The 15,084-nt window shown below is 63.8% G+C and carries 19 protein-coding genes and 1 pseudogene; 11 read left to right on the top strand and 9 right to left on the bottom strand.

The window, feature by feature from the left end:
- Window positions 1-70: 70 nt before the first annotated feature.
- Complete coding sequence (locus BKG76_RS17590; protein ID WP_070938729.1) at window positions 71-817, top strand: MetQ/NlpA family ABC transporter substrate-binding protein; 747 nt, start codon at window positions 71-73, stop codon at window positions 815-817.
- A 3-nt stretch (window positions 818-820) separates the two neighbouring features.
- On the opposite strand, the gene BKG76_RS17585 is transcribed toward BKG76_RS17590, so the two are convergent.
- Both BKG76_RS17585 and BKG76_RS17580 read right to left on the bottom strand, forming a co-directional pair.
- Window positions 821-1,336 carry a winged helix-turn-helix domain-containing protein gene (locus tag BKG76_RS17585; protein ID WP_070938728.1) on the bottom strand — a complete coding sequence of 172 codons (516 nt, stop codon included), beginning with the start codon at window positions 1,334-1,336 and terminating at the stop codon, window positions 821-823.
- Window positions 1,337-1,431: 95 nt separating this feature from the next.
- On the bottom strand, window positions 1,432-2,220 hold the full coding sequence (locus tag BKG76_RS17580; RefSeq protein WP_070938727.1) for a ParA family protein: 789 nt from the start codon (window positions 2,218-2,220) through the stop codon (window positions 1,432-1,434).
- A 156-nt stretch (window positions 2,221-2,376) separates the two neighbouring features.
- Between BKG76_RS17580 and BKG76_RS17575 the strand changes: the two genes are divergently transcribed.
- Genes BKG76_RS17575 through BKG76_RS17565 form a run of 3 tightly spaced genes read left to right on the top strand, consistent with a single transcriptional unit; the run spans window position 2,377 to window position 4,556 of the window.
- The gene (locus BKG76_RS17575; protein ID WP_070938726.1) at window positions 2,377-2,967 is read left to right on the top strand and encodes an acid phosphatase; all 591 of its coding nucleotides are present in this window, start codon (window positions 2,377-2,379) and stop codon (window positions 2,965-2,967) included.
- 1 nt (window position 2,968) lies between these two features.
- Window positions 2,969-4,078 (top strand): isochorismate synthase, encoded by a 1,110-nt coding sequence (locus BKG76_RS17570; protein ID WP_070938725.1) that lies wholly within the window; start codon window positions 2,969-2,971, stop codon window positions 4,076-4,078.
- On the top strand, window positions 4,071-4,556 hold the full coding sequence (locus BKG76_RS17565) for a GNAT family N-acetyltransferase (RefSeq protein WP_070938724.1): 486 nt from the start codon (window positions 4,071-4,073) through the stop codon (window positions 4,554-4,556). The genes BKG76_RS17570 and BKG76_RS17565 overlap by 8 nt, the downstream gene beginning before the upstream one ends.
- Window positions 4,557-4,558: 2 nt before the next feature.
- On the opposite strand, the gene BKG76_RS17560 is transcribed toward BKG76_RS17565, so the two are convergent.
- Window positions 4,559-4,966, bottom strand: a complete 408-nt coding sequence (locus BKG76_RS17560; protein ID WP_078336387.1) for a hypothetical protein — start codon at window positions 4,964-4,966, stop codon at window positions 4,559-4,561.
- Window positions 4,967-5,042: 76 nt separating this feature from the next.
- On the opposite strand from BKG76_RS17560, the gene BKG76_RS17555 reads away from it, so the two are divergent.
- Together BKG76_RS17555 and BKG76_RS17550 are read left to right on the top strand one after the other, a co-directional pair.
- Complete coding sequence (locus BKG76_RS17555) at window positions 5,043-6,020, top strand: diacylglycerol/lipid kinase family protein (RefSeq protein ID WP_070938722.1); 978 nt, start codon at window positions 5,043-5,045, stop codon at window positions 6,018-6,020.
- Between the two features lie 416 nt (window positions 6,021-6,436).
- Entirely contained in the window at window positions 6,437-6,691 is a 255-nt protein-coding gene (locus tag BKG76_RS17550) for a WhiB family transcriptional regulator (RefSeq protein ID WP_005056343.1), read from the top strand.
- Between the two features lie 78 nt (window positions 6,692-6,769).
- Here the strand turns inward: BKG76_RS17550 and BKG76_RS17545 are convergent, their stop codons facing one another.
- Both BKG76_RS17545 and BKG76_RS17540 read right to left on the bottom strand, forming a co-directional pair.
- Complete coding sequence (locus tag BKG76_RS17545) at window positions 6,770-8,260, bottom strand: sensor histidine kinase (RefSeq protein ID WP_070938721.1); 1,491 nt, start codon at window positions 8,258-8,260, stop codon at window positions 6,770-6,772.
- 11 nt (window positions 8,261-8,271) lie between these two features.
- A complete protein-coding gene (locus BKG76_RS17540) occupies window positions 8,272-8,490 on the bottom strand; it encodes a biotin/lipoyl-binding carrier protein (protein ID WP_070938720.1) in 219 nt (72 codons plus the stop codon).
- On the opposite strand from BKG76_RS17540, the pseudogene BKG76_RS25470 reads away from it, so the two are divergent.
- A pseudogene (locus tag BKG76_RS25470) lies at window positions 8,473-8,660 on the top strand (hypothetical protein); the annotation flags it as partial. The gene BKG76_RS17540 and the pseudogene BKG76_RS25470 overlap by 18 nt on opposite strands.
- A 20-nt stretch (window positions 8,661-8,680) precedes the next feature.
- Entirely contained in the window at window positions 8,681-8,755 is a 75-nt protein-coding gene (locus BKG76_RS25545; protein WP_085988129.1) for a 50S ribosomal protein bL37, read from the top strand.
- A gap of 3 nt (window positions 8,756-8,758) precedes the next feature.
- On the opposite strand, the gene rsrA is transcribed toward BKG76_RS25545, so the two are convergent.
- Window positions 8,759-9,055, bottom strand: a complete 297-nt coding sequence (gene rsrA, locus BKG76_RS17535) for a mycothiol system anti-sigma-R factor (protein ID WP_070938719.1) — start codon at window positions 9,053-9,055, stop codon at window positions 8,759-8,761.
- A complete protein-coding gene (locus BKG76_RS17530; protein WP_070939334.1) occupies window positions 9,052-9,753 on the bottom strand; it encodes a sigma-70 family RNA polymerase sigma factor in 702 nt (233 codons plus the stop codon). Before BKG76_RS17530 ends, rsrA begins: the two co-directional genes overlap by 4 nt.
- Before the next feature lie 182 nt (window positions 9,754-9,935).
- Here BKG76_RS17530 and BKG76_RS17525 point away from each other — a divergent pair, with 182 nt between their 5' ends.
- A complete protein-coding gene (locus tag BKG76_RS17525; protein WP_070938718.1) occupies window positions 9,936-10,442 on the top strand; it encodes an aminoacyl-tRNA deacylase in 507 nt (168 codons plus the stop codon).
- Here BKG76_RS17525 and BKG76_RS17520 read toward each other — a convergent pair.
- Window positions 10,429-11,214: an SOS response-associated peptidase gene (locus BKG76_RS17520; protein WP_070939333.1), complete on the bottom strand. Its 786-nt coding sequence runs from the start codon at window positions 11,212-11,214 to the stop codon at window positions 10,429-10,431. The two genes, BKG76_RS17525 and BKG76_RS17520, sit on opposite strands and share 14 nt — an antisense overlap.
- Window positions 11,215-11,272: 58 nt before the next feature.
- On the opposite strand from BKG76_RS17520, the gene aroA reads away from it, so the two are divergent.
- Together aroA and rsgA are read left to right on the top strand one after the other, a co-directional pair.
- Window positions 11,273-12,571: a 3-phosphoshikimate 1-carboxyvinyltransferase gene (gene aroA / locus BKG76_RS17515; RefSeq protein ID WP_070938717.1), complete on the top strand. Its 1,299-nt coding sequence runs from the start codon at window positions 11,273-11,275 to the stop codon at window positions 12,569-12,571.
- Window positions 12,568-13,560 carry a ribosome small subunit-dependent GTPase A gene (rsgA, locus tag BKG76_RS17510; protein WP_070938716.1) on the top strand — a complete coding sequence of 331 codons (993 nt, stop codon included), beginning with the start codon at window positions 12,568-12,570 and terminating at the stop codon, window positions 13,558-13,560. The genes aroA and rsgA overlap by 4 nt, the downstream gene beginning before the upstream one ends.
- Before the next feature lie 276 nt (window positions 13,561-13,836).
- Here the strand turns inward: rsgA and BKG76_RS17505 are convergent, their stop codons facing one another.
- Window positions 13,837-15,066 carry a fatty acid desaturase family protein gene (locus tag BKG76_RS17505; protein ID WP_070938715.1) on the bottom strand — a complete coding sequence of 410 codons (1,230 nt, stop codon included), beginning with the start codon at window positions 15,064-15,066 and terminating at the stop codon, window positions 13,837-13,839.
- Window positions 15,067-15,084 lie beyond the last annotated feature (18 nt).

Here is a 15,084-nt window from a genome sequence, read left to right as displayed (position 1 = left end):
GGCTCACCGGAAGTAACATTCGGTAACAGAAGCGGTGCCCGGCCCTATCCCCGATCGGTACGCTGAGCCCATGGCGACAGTCCGATCACTTCGCGGTGCGGGAACCGTGCTTCGCGTAGGAGCAACTCCGGTTCCGCACGCGGAAATCCTCGACCATGTTCGCGATGATCTTGCCCGCGTGGACGTCGACCTGCATATCGAAGTATTCGAGACGTTCGACGAGCCGAATCGTGCGCTGGTGCGCAAGAATATCGACGCCAACTTCTTTCAATATCTGCCATTTCTGCAGGAGTTCAACCGATCGACCGGAAACGATCTGGTCGCGGTAACCGCCGTGCACATCGAACCGTTTGCGCTCTATTCGCAGTCCATCGACACCATCGACGCAATCCCCGAATACGCCGAGGTGGCGCTGCCGGGTGATCCGGTCAATGCGGCGCGGGCTCTGCGCATTCTGCACGATCAGCATCTCATCACCTTGGAGCACGATGAGATGCGAACGCCCACAATCGAATCAATTGCAGACAATCCCAGGCAACTGCTGTTCAAACAGATCGCCAGCGCGCATCTCACCGACGTACTCAACGACTTCGACGTGGTGTTCCTGTTCGGCAACTACGCGATGGACCGACAGATCGACCTCACGTCAGCTCTGCATTGCGACACGGCGAATCCGGATTTCGCCGAGTACCTTGTCGCCCGGCCCGACAACGCCGACAGTCGCCCCATTTCGCTGTTGGCTTCGGCCCTCAACTCGGACGCCGTCAGGACGTTTCTGTCGCGCGCATATGGCACTCGTGTGGCCGCAGCGTTCTGATCGTTATGCCGAGCGGATCGGGCGCTGGCCGCGGAACCGTGTCGACGGATGCGGATCGAATCGATAGCCCTTGCCACGCACCGTCGTCAATGTCATCGCGTGCCGGCCCAGCTTTACCCGAATGCGACGAACGTGAGTATCGATGGTCCGCAGCGAGGCGAACTCGTTATCCCAGACATTCTCGATGAGCTCGCCGCGCGAGACAATCCGCCGCGGATGCTGGGCCAGGTAGGCAAGAAGTTCGAACTCCTTGTACGCCAGCCCTATCAGCTCACCATCGACCTTGACCTGGCGGGTGAGCCGGTCGATACTCAGGCCCACTGTCGGTACCGGGGCCGGACCGGCAGCAGCGCCCGCGATGACGGTCTTGGCGACCTTTATCTCGGGCATCCGGTACCGCAGGTATTCACCGAATTCGTCCATCAGCGCGACGGCGCGATCACGCATGTCCGCCGGAAATTCGGGAATCTCCACCACCAGGATCGCTCTCGTCGCCGCATCGCTCCGGCCTTGATACATCTGCGCTCCTCGTAACTCTCCGCGGCAGCAAGCTTGCGGAATGAGGCGATTCAGATCCACGGTTAGCGTCAATCTGAATCGAACGCGCAGTGAAATCAGTCGACGGGCGGGGTGAAGGTCGGCATGGCCTTGCCGCTCTTCCAGTGCTTCACCAGGCTCTGCGCCAGCTCGCGATAGGCCAGCGCCCCCTTGTTCTTGCGGCCCGCCAGCACCGAAGCACCCGAGGCACTCGCCTCGGCGAACCGCACAGTCCTGGGGATCGGCGGAGCCAGCACCGGGAGCTCGTAGCGATCGGCTACGTCCAACAGCACATCGCGACTGTGCGTGGTCCGTGAGTCGTACAGCGTGGGCAGCGCGCCCAGCAGCGTCAGCCCGGGATTGGTGATCTGCTGAACATCGGTGACCGTCCGTAGGAACTGGCCGACACCACGATGTGCCAGTGTCTCGCACTGCAGTGGCACCATCACCGAGTCGGCCGCCGTCAAACCATTCAGTGTCAGCACGCCCAGCGAGGGCGGGCAGTCGATGATCACGACGTCGAACTCGTCGCCCAGCGATTCCAGCGCTCGTTTCAGCGCGTATTCGCGGCCCGCGCGCATCAACAGCATCGCCTCGGCACCGGCCAGGTCGATATTCGCGGGCAGTAGCGTCAGATCTTCACTGGTAGTTAGCAGCGCTTCCTTGATATCGGCCTGCCCCAGCAGCACCTCGTGCACCGAAAGCCCCAGCCGGTCCGGATCCTGTCCCAGCGAGAACGTCAGGCAGCCCTGCGGATCGAGGTCGACCAGCAGAACCTTCTTACCGGCCTGCGCCAACGCCGCACCCAGCGACGCGACCGTCGTGGTCTTGGCCACCCCACCCTTTTGATTGGCTACCGCCAGCACCCGCGATGAGCCGCTTGGGCGAAGATCGTCCCGGTTAGTCACGCCCACATACTGGCATGCCGAACACAATCACGACGGAAGTCGGTACGGCACAATCAACCTGTGTCTGCCCCCATTCCCGAAGGTCTTCGCGCGAGCGGCTCATCCCAGCACCGAATGTTGTTGCTACGTCACGGCGAAACCGAGTGGTCAAAAATCGGCAGACATACCGGGCGCACCGACCTTGATCTCACCGAAATCGGTCGCGCCCAGGCTGTGGCGGCCCGCGAGGTGCTCAAGGATCTCGATCTGAATGACCCGCTGGTGCTGAGCAGCCCACGCCGGCGCGCGATTCAGACGGCCGAATTGGCCGGACTGAACGTCGCCGAGGTCTGGGACGATCTGGCCGAATGGGATTACGGCGACTACGAGGGCCTAACCACGCCACAGATCCGCGTGGACGACCCGGGCTGGCTGGTCTGGACGCACGGCTGCCCCGGCGGCGAGTCCGTGGCACAGGTACAGGCCCGAGCCGATCGGGTGATCGCGAAGATCACCACTGACCTCGCTCAACGCGATGTGCTGCTGGTGGGCCATGGCCACTTCTCGCGCGCTCTGATGACCCGGTGGATCGATCTGCCTCTCGAAGAGGGCACTCGACTCGGCATGGCCACGGCCTCCGTCGCCGTAGGCGGTCATGAGCACGGTCAGCGCCAGGTGGCCGCGCTTGGCCTGACCGGGTATCAGCACCCGGTACCGTCAAGCTGACATGACGGCCACCAACTCCCCCGAGCACCCACATTTCGTGATGTCGCGGGCGGCCGATGCGCTGTACGCGTATGGCCGGGACATCACCTACGACGACGTCTCCAACGCGGCGGAGGCCTTACGCAGCGGTCGTCATCCCATGTTGGTTGGCGCCCTTCCTTTTGACACCACCGAACCCGCCGCGCTGACGGTTCCGGTCACGGTTCAACGCGGACAGCCGCGAGAGTTCTACGGCACTATGCCGAATATCCATGTGACACAACAGATACCGGAGCCCTCCGAACATCTGCGGCGGGTCACCGAAGCGGTCGAGGTGCTCCGCGACAGCGGCGCAGGACTATCCAAGGTTGTCCTGGCACGTGTGCTGGAACTGCGGGCCGACGCACCCGTGGACCCGTTGGTACTGACACATCGGTTGATCCGAAACGACCCCGATGCCAACAGCTTTTGTGTGGAGCTCTCCGCGGCCGGTGACCGATTCCGCGGGCACACCATGGTGGGCTGCAGTCCAGAATTGTTGGTGGAACGCCGCGGGGACATGGTGATCTGTCATCCCTTCGCCGGTTCCGCCCCGCGATCCAACGACCCGTCTCTGGATCGGCAGACAGGCGAAGACCTGGCGGGCTCACACAAGAACCGCCACGAGCACTCCGTGGTGATCGATCAGCTGCGTGAGGATCTCGCATCCTTGTGCGTCGACGTGCAGGTGCCGCCGGAACCGACGCTGAGCCGTACCGCCGCGCTCTGGCATCTCAGCACCGCCATCAGCGCCCGCCTACGTCAAAGCTCAACCACGGCACTTGATTTGGCCCTGGCCTTGCATCCCACTCCCGCGGTGTGCGGCACCCCCACCAAGGCGGCGGCCGACCTGATCGCGCGCATCGAGGGCGATCGCGGATTCTATGCGGGCGCGGTCGGCTGGTGCGACGGCAACGGAGACGGTCGGTGGGCCGTCTCGATCCGTTGTGCCGAACTGTCCGCCGACCGCACCGCGATCCGCGCCTACGCCGGCGGCGGACTCGTCGCAGAATCGGATCCCCAGGACGAACTATCCGAGACCACCGTCAAATTCCGGACCGTATTGGCAGGGTTAGGAGCCGAAATTGAGTAACACCCAGATTCGCCGCGCTACCGAAGCCGACGTGCCCGCCATCGTCGGACTCATCGAAGATCTCGCGGAGTACGAGAACGCACGCGAAGAGTGCCGTATCACCCCCGAACAGCTGCGCACGGCGCTATTCGGCTCGAATCCAGCCCTTTTCGCACACGTTGCCGAGGCCGATGGCGCGGTCTGCGGTACCGCGGTGTGGTTCCTGAATTTCTCGACCTGGACCGGACACCATGGCATCTACCTTGAGGATCTGTACGTCAAGCCCGAGCAGCGCGGCACCGGGCTAGGCAAGGCGTTGTTGTCGGCACTGGCCGCCGAATGCGTAGCCAACGGCTATACCCGGCTGGATTGGGCTGTGCTGGACTGGAATACACCGTCCATCAAGTTCTACGACTCGATCGGCGCCAATCCACAATCGGATTGGATTACCTACCGGCTGCAAGGCCCGGCATTGGTGGAGCTGGCCTCGGACCGCTGACGCTAGTCCGATTGGTCGGTATCGACCTCGTCACCACTGGCCCACATCTGAGCGGTGGGACTGAACAAGAACACCAGCGCGGCGACCGCGACAATCGCAATCGGTACGCCCAGAGCGAGCCGATGCGATCCCACGGCCGCGTACCAGGCCACGGGTAGCAGCAACAGCTGCATCATCACCGCGATACCCCGGCCCCAGCGCTTCCCCGCGACAAGCGCGAGGCCCGCCGCAAGCACGGCGGTGCCGAATATCGCGAACCACGCGGCCGTGCCGTACCCGTTGACCACATGCTGATCGGCGCCGCTGGCCGCCCGCACCACCAGGACCAGCGCGATCACCAATCCCACCGCACCTTCACCGGCAACGATCATTCCGGCGCGGCGAACGGTGTTCGGAACAGCTGTGGTCACCGGGCAAGCCTATGTGGCCTCATCCCGGCGGTGATGAGCAGCTTGCGTGACGAACATCCGACTAGGCTCATGCCCCGTGCGTGCGGTCCTCATCGTGAATCCCAATGCCACCTCGACAACGGCGGCCGGGCGTGACCTGTTGGCTCATGCGCTGGAAAGTCGTGTCCACCTACAGGTTCTGCACACCGACCATCGCGGACACGCCAGCGAGCTGGCCCGTCGCGCTGCCGACGAGGGGGCGGCGGTCATCGTTGTGCACGGTGGCGACGGCACGGTCAGCGAAGTGGTGAACGGGCTACTTGGCCAGCCGGGTCACCCAGCGCCGGGTCCACTGCCCGCGATCGCGGTGGTGCCGGGCGGTTCTGCCAATGTGTTCGCCCGCACGCTGGGCATGTCCGCCGACCCCGCTCAGGCCACCAATCAAGTGGTCGATCTGCTCGACGAACATCGCCGCGAGCAGCGGCGATGGCGCCGTATCGCCCTTGGGCACTGCGGCGAGCGCTGGTTCATCTTCAACGCGGGGATGGGCCTGGACGGCGAGGTGGTCGCCGCGATGGAGGCCCACCGCAACAAGGGCAAGCAAGTCACCGCGGGGCGTTATGTGACGCGCGCGGTATTGAGTTTCTTTCGCGCCGCCCGGCGCCAGCCGACGCTGACCGTCGAGCTGCCCGGCCATGAGCCGCAGTCGGGTGTCCACTTCGCCTTCATCAGCAATTCCAACCCCTGGACGTACGCCAACGAGCGGGCCATTTGGACCAATCCGGGCACGGGATTCGAGAGCGGCCTGGGCGTCTTCGCGGCCAAGAGCATGAACGTGCTCGCGAACCTCCGCCTGGTGCGCCACATGGTGGGAGCACCGCGTCCCGACCGGCCGGCGGGCAAGCACCTGCTGCGCGAGGACGACATCGCCTGGGTCCATGTGCACGCATCGGCGCCGATCGCCACGCAGGTCGACGGCGATTTCCTCGGGATGCGCAGTGATCTGACCTTCACCGCCGTACCCGACGTTCTGGACGTGGTAGCCCCGGCAAAACCCGCCGGCGCCCCATCCTGAGACTTATCCGAAGCGCAATAGTGTTGAGCGCCAGCCCGTTCCAGGTACAGCCGACTCACAGCCGCAGCGCGGCGCACGTCACATTCTGATCAAATCGGATGTACTACTTCACGTAGTTGAGTCTCGCCGGGCGGTGATGTTACTCACGGGTAGCACCATGCCACCTGGGAAAACGAGGGAATCTCGCCAGATTCAAGGCGCAGATCGGTTAAGTGTAGTACAAACGAATGTGGCGTCTGCAGACACCACCCCCGAGTGAGATTGACCACGTGTTAACTCACGCTATTGACTTCTGCTGAGCTTGTGAAACGATCGGAAGCAACAGTGCAGAAACATTTGGTACGCACGCGTTAACAGCCGAAAAACATTAATCTCGTGCGCTTGTGGCGCGCGCGATGAAAAAGGAGTGCACAACTATGGATTGGCGCCATAAGGCGGTCTGTCGCGACGAGGATCCCGAACTGTTCTTCCCCGTAGGGAACAGCGGACCGGCCCTTGCCCAGATCGCTGACGCAAAGCTCGTCTGTAACCGCTGTCCCGTGACGACCGAATGCCTTACCTGGGCGCTCGAGTCGGGCCAGGACGCCGGTGTGTGGGGTGGCCTCAGTGAAGATGAGCGCCGCGCCCTCAAGCGTCGCAACGCCCGCGCTCGCGCCCGCAGCGCCGTCTAAACGCCGCAGCAAGCAGAACCCGGCACAAATTGGTGCCGGGTTCTTTGCTGTGCAAGGGCTTTCGCCCCGAGTGTGTAACTAGGCCATCAAGCGGGCACGTCGACCCAACGGAACCCGCAGCACCGCATTTGTTCCGCCCTCCGGATCGCTCCGCATATCCAGCGATCCGTCGATCTCCGCCGATACCAACGTCCTGACGATCTGCAATCCCAGCCGATCCGAGGTCTCCACGCTGAATCCGTCGGGTAGTCCGCGCCCGTCGTCATGCACCACGACGTCGAGCCAGCGTGCCGACCGTTCCGCCCTGATGATCACCTGGCCCTGAGCGCCCTCCTCGAAGGCATGCTCGATGGCGTTTTGCACCAGCTCGGTGATCACCATGATCAGCGGTGTCGCGCGGTCGGAGTCGAGCACGCCGAGCGCGCCCTCCCGTGAGACACGCACCTTGGTGTCGACGGTCGCGACGTCGGTCATGATCGGCATGATCCGGTCGATCACCTCGTCGAGGTTGACTTCCTCATCCACCGACATCGACAAGGCGTCGTGAACCAGCGCGATGGACGACACCCGGCGCACCGATTCGAAAAGTGCTTCGCGGGCTTCGTCATTGGGGGTGCGGCGAGCCTGTAAGCGCAGCAGGGCCGCCACGGTCTGCAGATTGTTCTTCACCCGGTGATGGATCTCGCGAATCGTGGCGTCCTTGGACAGCAGCGCCCGGTCGCGGCGTTTGACCTCGGTCACATCGCGGGTGAGCAGCAGTGCCCCCTCGGAGGTACCGCGCGCGATGAGCGGCAACGTGCGGATCAACACCGCGGCACCGCCCGCATCGACCTCCATACGCATGCTGGGGCCGCCGGCGAGCACGTCACGGATGTGCGCCGCCAGCTCCTGGCCCTCAAAGGAGTCGGAGATCAGTGGTTTGGTGACATCCATGAGGTTGTGGCCCTGCAAATCGCTGGCCAGACCCATGCGGTGGTAGGCCGACAGGGCGTTGGGGCTGGCATACCTGACCCCACCGGAGACGTCGAGGCGAATGAACCCGTCCCCCACGCGCGGGCTGGACCGAGACATCGCCTGGTCCGCCACGTTCGGGAAGGTGCCCTCGGTGAGCATCAGCAGCAGGTCGCCCGCGCATTCCAGATAGGCCCGTTCGAGCGTGCCCTTCTTGAGCCTGGAGGCCAAGGCTGTCTGGTGAGTCAACACCGCCACCGTCCGGTCGCCGCAGCGCACCGGGACCGCTTCCACGTTCAGTTCGGAGGCATACTCGGTCAGATCCGAGTCGCTCTCGCGCTCAATGGCACCCGAGGTGAACGCCGCCTCCACCAACGGAACGTCCGCAATTTTGGCAATAGTGCCGACTGCGTCGTTATCGATGATGGTGGGCGCGGTGTTGGGCCGGCACTGCGCGACGCAGACGAAGGCGTCGTCCTCACGGTGCACCCACATCAGATAATCGGCGAAGGAAAGGTCGGCCAGCAGCTGCCATTCGGCCACTACCGCGTGCAGGTGATCAACGGCATCACCCGGCAGCATGGTGTGCTCGGCAAGGAGATCACCGAGAGTGGACATCCGGTGGCGATCTAGTCGTCGATGACGGCGATTAAGTCGCCGGCCTGGATGACGTCGCCGACCGAAACACTCACGTCGCCGATGGTTCCCGCCACCTCGGCCAGCACCGGAATCTCCATCTTCATGGACTCCAGCAGCACGATGGTGTCTCCTGCGGCGATCGCGTCACCCTTCTTGACGAGTACTTCCAGCACGCTGGCCACGATCTCGGCGTGTACTTCCTCGGCCACCTGCGCGCCACCTCGCTCTCGTCAACATCCGGTACCGGTCCTCAGTATCGAACCACACGTAGGGCATCCACGCTTTCAAGCACCCTTACCGGCATGAGAGACTGGATACACACACCAGCGCGCACCACGCGCAGCTGGGCTGTCAGCCGGGTTCAGACCCGGAACCCATTAGATCGCTAAGGAGATTCCCATGGCCAAGCGTGGTCGTAAGAAGCGCAGCCGCAAGCACAACGCCGCCAACCACGGCAAGCGTCCCAACAGCTAGTCGCTAGGAGTTTTCAGCCCGCTGCTCGATGACAGTGGTCTGGCTGATCTTCAACTTAAGACGCTCACGTAGCCCGTCAGGTGCCTTTTCTCCACCGCACTTGCGGGCTACGAGTGTTTTGATCTGCTCTTCAATGCCGTAATGCTGCAGGCAGCCCGGGCACTCTTCGAGGTGATGCCGCAGTCGAGCACTGCTCTCCGGGCTGCACTCACCGTCGAGGAGGGTCCACACCTCCGCAATCACCTCAGCGCAACCCGATACCTCGCAGTTGCCGCTCTTCTTGAGTCCACCGTCGCTCATGCCCGGCCCTCCGCCAACTCATTGTTGCGCAGGAAGCCACGGTCTTTGGCCACTTCAGACAGCAATTCGCGCAGCTGACGGCGGCCGCGGTGCAAACGCGACATGACCGTGCCGATCGGGGTGTCCATGATCTCGGCGATCTCCTTGTACGGGAAGCCTTCGACGTCCGCGTAGTACACGGCCATCCGGAATTCTTCCGGCAGCTTATTCAACGCCTCTTTGATTTCATCGTCAGGCAGTCCATCGAGCGCCTCGATCTCCGCTGACCGCAGCCCCGTCGAGGTGTGCTCTGCGTTCGCGGCCAGCTGCCAGTCGGTGATTTCCTCGGTCGGATACTCCGCCGGCTGACGCTGCTTCTTGCGATAGATGTTGATGTACGTGTTGGTCAGAATGCGGTACAGCCACGCCTTCAGATTGGTGCCTTCTTTGAAGGTCCCGAATCCGGCATATGCCTTGACCATCGTCTCCTGTACCAGGTCCTCAGCGTCTGCGGGATTTCTCGTCATCCGCAAGGCGGCACCATAGAGCTGGTCCAGCAGGGGCAGCGCATCACGTTCGAACCGCGCGACCCGCTCGGCCTCAGTCTCCACGTGAATCGGCTGATTGGCGGGATCTGCAATCTCTGTCACGGCGGTCCTTTCGGTAGCGACACCGACCATACGGATCGGCACCGACATCGGACGTTCGAGGCACGCCATTGTCACCTGCAATACCCCTTCCGTGTTGAGGACCATAGTCCGCTCGCTGCGGACAGACATCTCAACACCGATACATGCCGGGGTATTTCCCAAAGTATCTCGACTGTCAACTCGAAATTCACCGGACCCGGCCCGATGCTCTTCGCGCAAGCGGCTCATCGCCGCCCACTACTGTCCCAGTTGTGGGTTCCAAGGCCGTCAAAGCTGCCACTCCGGCAGTCGCCGCATTGATCGCTGCCGCAGTCGACTACGAACTGCTGCCCTATGAACACCGCCCCGGGGAGCACGCTTTCGGTGACGAGGCGGTACGCGCGCTGACGGGCTCCGGATTGGTTCCCGAACAGATCTTCAAGACACTGCTGATCTCGCTGGATCGCGGATCTGATCTGGCGGTCGCGGTCATTCCGGTACCCGCGACACTATCGCTCAAGGCCGCTGCGGCCGCCCTCGGCCGGGCCAAGGCCACCATGGCCGATCCTGCGGCCGCCGAACGCAGTTCTGGTTACGTGGTCGGCGGGATCTCGCCCCTCGGACAGCGCAAGCGGCTGCCCACCGTGATCGATTCGTCTGCCCTGACATGGGAACGCATCCTGTGCAGCGCCGGAAAGCGCGGACTGCAGATGGCGCTGGCACCGGGCGATCTGATCGGGCTCACGAACGCGGTGACAGCACCCATCACAGCAGGGTGATCTGTTGCCCCACGGCCGGGGATCCGTCGTCCGGCACGAGCAGCTCCGGACCATTGTTCGCGACGCTGTTGACCAGCGATGACACCTGTCGAGTGTCGATACCGGTTGCCGTGCCCGGGACCCGCAGAAGGCTTTGATCCAGCTCACGATCGGGGTCCAGCCAGCGGTCCCAGGTATCGGCACCGAGCATCAACGGCATGCGGTCGTGGATCTCCTGCAACGGGCCGACCGCGTCGGTGGTGACGATCGTGCAGCTGAGCAGAGGAGCCGCATCGCGCCCTTGCTGACCGGCGGGTTTCCACACGGACCACAGTCCCGCCGCGAACAACCGCTTCCCGTCGTGCGCATTCATATAGAAGGCGGTCTTGGCGCCTTCTTCTTTGCGCCACTCGTACCAGCCGTCCATCGGCACCAGACACCGCTTGGACTGGGCCGCGACCCGGAAGGTAGCGGCCGTGGTGAGAGTTTCCGCCCGGGCGTTGATCAGCGGGGCCCCCTTGGACTCTGGTCGGCCGTCCTCGCGGGCCTTGGTCCAGTTGGGCACCAGCCCCCAGCGCATCGCGCGCACTCGACGGGTGGGAACGTCGCCGGGCTCGCGATGCCGTGCCACCACCGTGAGCACCGGGTCGGTGGGTGCGACGTTGTAGTTCGGGATGGTGGGGAGCTGCTGCGCGGAACCCGGGGCCTGATTCCTGGTGCTTATCTCGTCGACCGCGTCGATCTCCGCGGCAAGCAGCGCCGGGTCGATCGTCACCGCGTACCGTCCGCACATATGGCCATCGTGCCACCCGGGGCCGACACCGCAGGTGGTCGTCCGGGACAATGAGTCGGTGACGAGCGGACTCTGGCAGGCACCGACGATCGACGGTTCCATCAGCGCGACCATCACCATGCCCGGCTCAAAATCCCAGACCAATCGCGCGCTCGTGCTCGCAGCGCTGGCAGCGCGCGAGGGTGGCACGTCGACGGTGTCTGGTGCATTGCGCAGCCGCGACACCGATCTCATGATCGGCGCGCTGCACGCGCTCGGGTTCGATGTCACCGGCGATGGCACCGATCTGACCGTCTCGCCGGGAGCCGGAGACGGCCATCCGACGACGGTTGACTGTGGGCTCGCCGGTACCGTGCTGCGATTCCTGCCACCCGTAGCCGCACTTCGCGCCGCCCCCACCGTTTTTGACGGAGACGAGCAGGCACGTGCCCGACCCATCGCTCCCCTTTTGGACGCGCTGCGGTCCATCGGAGTGGGTATCGACAGGCAGCATCTGCCATTCACGGTGGCCGGTGCCGGCCAGGTTCGCGGCGGCGAGGTGGGCGTCGACGCATCGGGATCATCCCAATTCGTATCCGGTCTACTGCTTTCCGGCGCCGCGTTCGCCCATGGCTTGACGGCGGTGAACACCGCGGACGTGCTGCCGTCGGGTCCGCATGTGGTCATGACGGTGACAATGCTGCGCGAGGCGGGTATCGCGGTGGACGATTCCACCCCCGGGCGCTGGCATATCGATCCACAACTGATTCCCGCGCACCAGTGGGCAATCGAGCCGGATCTGTCCAATGCACTGGCCTTCATCGCGCCCGCGTTGGCTACCGGTGGCACTGTGCGCATCACCGGCTGGCCGAGGCAATCCACCCAGCCCGCGCGCCAGATCGAGGATGTGGTGCGCCAATTCGCCCAGACGGTCTCGCTGACGGACGACTACCTCGAAGTTACCGGCCAGACCGGTTACGGCGCTGTCGATCTGGACCTTGGCGAGGTGGGCGAGCTCACCCCCACGGTCGCCGCGCTGGCCGCCCTTGCCGAACCGGGCAGCGTCTCGATACTGCGCGGGATTGCGCATCTGCGCGGACACGAGACCGATCGACTCAAGGCACTCGCCCACGAGATCAATGCCCTCGGTGGGCAATGCGAGGAGACCGAAGACGGATTGCGCATTGTCGCCGCCGGTCTGCACGGCGGGGTGTGGGGTTCGTATGCGGATCACCGGATGGCCACGGCCGGAGCACTTGTCGGCCTGAAAGTACCCGGGGTGTCCGTAGACGACATCGCGACCACCAGCAAGACACTGCCCGACTTCCCCGGAATGTGGGCCGACATGCTCGCGCAATCGGGCGGTCGCGCCTCTTGAGTCCACGCGAGTACGACGAGTCCGACGCCCGCATCCGGCCGGGCCGACGCTCGCGGCCTCGCACCAAGAATCGTCCCGAGCATGCCGATGCGGTGCCCGCGATGGTCACTACCGTGGACCGCGGCCGCTGGGGCTGTGTGTTGCAGGATGGTTCAACGCCGGATCCCACCCAGCAGGTGACCGCGATGCGGGCACGAGAGCTCGGCCGCACTCCGATTGTGGTGGGCGATACCGTGAGCCTGGTCGGCGATCTGTCCGGGCGCCCCGACGCACTTGCCCGCATCGTTCGCCTGGAAGATCGCCGAACGGTGTTGCGCCGCACCGCCGATGACACCGACCCCTTCGAGCGCATCTTTGTGGCCAACGCCGACCAATTGCTGATCGTGGTGGCAGTCGCCGATCCCCCACCACGCACCGGCCTGGTGGAACGGACACTCATTGCCGCCTACGCGGGCGGCCTCACCCCAATCCTGGCACTCACCAAAACCGATCTGGCAGATCCTGATGAGTTCGCCGCGCAGTTCGCCGATCTCGACTTGCAGGTCATCAAGGCTGGACGCGATGCGCCGCTAGAACCCATCATGGACATACTGGCGAACCGTCTCACCGCGCTACTCGGCCATTCCGGAGTGGGCAAGTCCACATTGGTGAATCGCCTTGTTCCCGAGGCTCATCGCGCGACCGGCGAGGTGACGGGTGTGGGCAAGGGGCGCCACACCTCCACCCAGTCGATAGCACTTCCGCTACACCCGTCGGGCTGGGTCATCGATACCCCGGGCATCAGGTCCTTCGGCCTGGCCCATATCCAGCCCGCCGACGTGCTGGCCGCGTTCAGCGACCTGTCCGAGGCCATCGAAGACTGCCCACGCGGTTGCCAGCACCTGGGCCCGCCCGCTGATCCCGAATGTGCTCTTGATGAGCTGACCGGGTCATCAGCCAAACGGGTAACCGCTGTTCGCCAGTTACTTTCTGCGTTAACAACGGCCTAACTCTTGGTTGCGGGGGTCTTCCCGAATCGCGATATCGGCACACGCCTATTAGCGTTTCCATTAGTGGCTGCAACGGAGACAGCCAACGAAGGGTCAGGGGTTAAAGATGACGAGCTACGTTCGTAGAATCGCCAGTGTGGCAGCCATTTTCGCCTGCGGCGTCGCCGCCTGGGCCACCATGTGGGTCTCCGTATCCGGCCGGGGATAATTCCTCGCCGCTACTGAACGCAAAAGCCCCCGACGCACTGAGCGTTCGGGGGCTTTTGCGTTTCCTCGTCAGACCTTGACGCCGCGACGACCCTTTCGCCGCGCACGCACGGCGGCAAACGCGGACTTCAGCCCGCGCCGCTCGCGCGGCTCCAACTCGTCGAACATCTTGACGCTGCGCGTCTCTGGTGCGTTATCGGCGGTATAGGTCAGGTACTTGTCCGGCAACGACAGCTTGGCGATGGTCCGCCACGCCTTCGCGTACTGCACCAGGAACGGCCCGGAGGTGTACGGCAGGTCGTACTTGTCGCACAGCTCGCGCACCCGTACCGATACGGCGGCCAAGCGGTTACTCGGCAGATCCGGGAACAGGTGGTGCTCGATCTGGTGGCACAGGTTGCCGCTCATGAATGCCATCGCCGGGCCGGCGTCAAAGTTGGCGCTGCCCAACATCTGTCGCAGATACCATTGTCCCTGCGTCTCGTTCTTCAGATCTTGCTTGGTGAACTTCTCCGCACCGTCCGGAAAGTGCCCACAGAAGATGACCGCGTTGGACCAGATGTTGCGAATCACGTTGGCCAACAGGTTGGCGGTGACCGTCTTGCGATAACTTCCCGCGGGCGAGAGGGCGCTCAGCGCGGGGTACGCCACATAGTCCTTGGCGACCTGCTTGCCCATCTTGGCCAGCGCTTCATTCCGCTTGGCGTGGAACTCCGCCTTGTCCGCACGGCCCTGGGCTACTTTTCCGAGCTCCAAATGCTGTGCGCCAACGCCCCATTCGAACAACAGCATCAGCAGCGTGTTGTAGACCAGGTTGCCCAGGTTGAACGGGGTCCACTTCTTATCGCGGGTAATGCGCAGCAGTCCGTAGCCCACATCGTCATCCATGCCAAGCACATTCGTGTACTTGTGGTGGATGTAGTTGTGGGTCTGCTTCCAGTGCGAGGACGGATCCACCATGTCCCACTCCCAGCTGGAGGAGTGGATCTCGGGATCATTCATCCAGTCCCACTGGCCGTGCATGACGTTGTGACCGATCTCCATGTTCTCAACGATCTTGGCCACACCGAGCGTCACCGCCCCCGCCCACCAGGCGGACCGCTTCTTGCTCGCCGCGAGCAGCACACGGCCACTCAGCTCCAGGGTGCGCTGCGCAGCGATGGTGCGACGGATATAGCGGGCGTCAGCGGCTCCGAGCGATTCCTCGACATCACGACGAATCGCATCCAACTCATGTCCGAGTGCCTCGACATCAGCCTCAGTGAGGTGCGCGAATTCCTGGATATCCGAAATCGCCATCCGTGAGCTCCCTTCGCC

Origin of the sequence: Mycobacteroides franklinii (assembly GCF_001853795.1) — a bacterium.
In the GTDB taxonomy this organism is placed as follows: Bacteria; Actinomycetota; Actinomycetes; order Mycobacteriales; family Mycobacteriaceae; genus Mycobacterium; species Mycobacterium franklinii.
The sequence above is the reverse complement of the archived record's forward strand: the minus strand, read 5'-3'. Positions and strand labels throughout refer to the sequence as shown.

Bases quoted from the DNA above. Each gene is read 5' to 3' on its own strand.
- BKG76_RS17590 (WP_070938729.1), top strand. From the start codon at position 71: ATGGCGACAGTCCGATCACTTCGCGGTGCGGGAACCGTGCTTCGCGTA.
- BKG76_RS17550 (WP_005056343.1), top strand. From the start codon at position 6,437: ATGGATTGGCGCCATAAGGCGGTCTGTCGCGACGAGGATCCCGAACTG.
- BKG76_RS17585 (WP_070938728.1), bottom strand. From the start codon at position 1,336: ATGTATCAAGGCCGGAGCGATGCGGCGACGAGAGCGATCCTGGTGGTG.
- BKG76_RS17520 (WP_070939333.1), bottom strand. From the start codon at position 11,214: ATGTGCGGACGGTACGCGGTGACGATCGACCCGGCGCTGCTTGCCGCG.
- BKG76_RS17530 (WP_070939334.1), bottom strand. From the start codon at position 9,753: ATGGCGTGCCTCGAACGTCCGATGTCGGTGCCGATCCGTATGGTCGGT.
- rsrA (WP_070938719.1), bottom strand. From the start codon at position 9,055: ATGAGCGACGGTGGACTCAAGAAGAGCGGCAACTGCGAGGTATCGGGT.
- BKG76_RS17575 (WP_070938726.1), top strand. From the start codon at position 2,377: ATGTTGTTGCTACGTCACGGCGAAACCGAGTGGTCAAAAATCGGCAGA.
- BKG76_RS17505 (WP_070938715.1), bottom strand. From the start codon at position 15,066: ATGGCGATTTCGGATATCCAGGAATTCGCGCACCTCACTGAGGCTGAT.
- BKG76_RS17570 (WP_070938725.1), top strand. From the start codon at position 2,969: ATGACGGCCACCAACTCCCCCGAGCACCCACATTTCGTGATGTCGCGG.
- BKG76_RS17545 (WP_070938721.1), bottom strand. From the start codon at position 8,260: ATGTCCACTCTCGGTGATCTCCTTGCCGAGCACACCATGCTGCCGGGT.